The 1,247-nt window shown below is 54.0% G+C and carries 2 protein-coding genes; both read right to left on the bottom strand.

Features of this window, described 5'->3' with window-relative positions; genetic code table 11:
- Positions 1 to 130: 130 nt before the first annotated feature.
- Positions 131 to 610, bottom strand: coding sequence for a fimbrial protein (locus AQ981_RS25275; RefSeq protein ID WP_249226396.1), 480 nt, complete (start codon positions 608 to 610; stop codon positions 131 to 133).
- 43 nt (positions 611 to 653) lie between these two features.
- On the bottom strand, positions 654 to 1,247 hold a 594-nt coding region (locus AQ981_RS25270; protein ID WP_058914514.1), incomplete at its 5' end, for a fimbria/pilus periplasmic chaperone.

Here is a 1,247-nt window from a genome sequence, read left to right as displayed (position 1 = left end):
ATTAATTGAGCACGGTGGTGGTGTCACCAGCATCCCTTTAAAAATAATGTTCGCCTCATTCGCCGCCATCGCCGGGTTGATGACGGCGTACAACATCACCGCAGTTATTAACTGACGCATCGGCTGATCCTCACTGATAACTTAAAACCATGGTTGCCGAACCGTTAAACGCCCCACCTGGTAGCGTGGTGGCATTTTGCGCCACCGGCACCGCATACAGCGCCGGCGGACTGTTGGCGGCATAAGTAAATTGCAATTCCCCGCTATTAGGTAGCACCGCCGTTTTTGACGCGTCATACACACGGATCCCAAGCCCGGCGACATCCGTCATAAACAGACCACCGTTGAACGATGCCGGGGTACCCCGAAGGTTAATTTTCAATGTGTTACGCAGCAGGTTTGAACAGCTCAGGCTGTAGCGAATCTGCGTTTCATAATTCACGCCGTCCACCCGGGTGGTCAGTACCTCACCAAAATCCACCTCAATTTGCTGGTTGTTATTGATCACACACTCCGGTTCCACGACAGTGCCGGTGATATGCATATAAGAGACACCACCGTCCTGGGCCATGCAGCTAAGTGCTATCGCGCCCAGTGAACACGCGACCATAATGAGAAGCCTTTTATTTTTCATGATGTTAGCCATCCTGTCGTTATTGCGGGGTAACAACCGACTGAGCTTTACAGACAGTCCCTGCGCACTGGAATGGCAGCAGACGCAGGCTGCCGTAATCATTAACAAACGACAGTACCGGCGCATTACCCAGTGCATCCGCACTGAGGCTCAGCGTGACGTTGCTCTTCGGCGCCACCATCACCGGCTCAAACCCTTCTATTACCTTACTATTCAATGATCTACGGCCATCAACAAAGGTCAGGTGATAAGGCGTCGGGTTGTTCACGACATAGCGGTTACCGCTACGCTCCAGCGTCACTTTATCCATCCCCGGCACGGTGTCCGTTTTGCGATCGACGGCAATCGATGCAGGACGCCAGAAAATCTTCAGCCGCGTCTGCAGCGCCAGGGTCAGCACGTTCGGTTTATCACTGCGCGGCGGAATCTCCCGCAGGTTGAACCAGAACACGCTTTCGCGATCTTTGGGCAATTTGTCGAGCTCCGGCAGCGCCTGAATGCGCACTGAACTCTTGCCGCCGGACTCAATACGCTGTACCGGCGGCAACACCATTAACGGGCCATTCAACTTGTTTTCCGCCGCATCCTCGATCCACACCTGGGCCAGATACGG

It is taken from the genome of Entomohabitans teleogrylli, from assembly GCF_001484765.1.
Lineage (GTDB): Bacteria > Pseudomonadota > Gammaproteobacteria > Enterobacterales > Enterobacteriaceae > Entomohabitans > Entomohabitans teleogrylli.
Note: the sequence above shows the minus strand (reverse complement) of the source record. Positions and strands in the feature narration are given on the sequence as shown.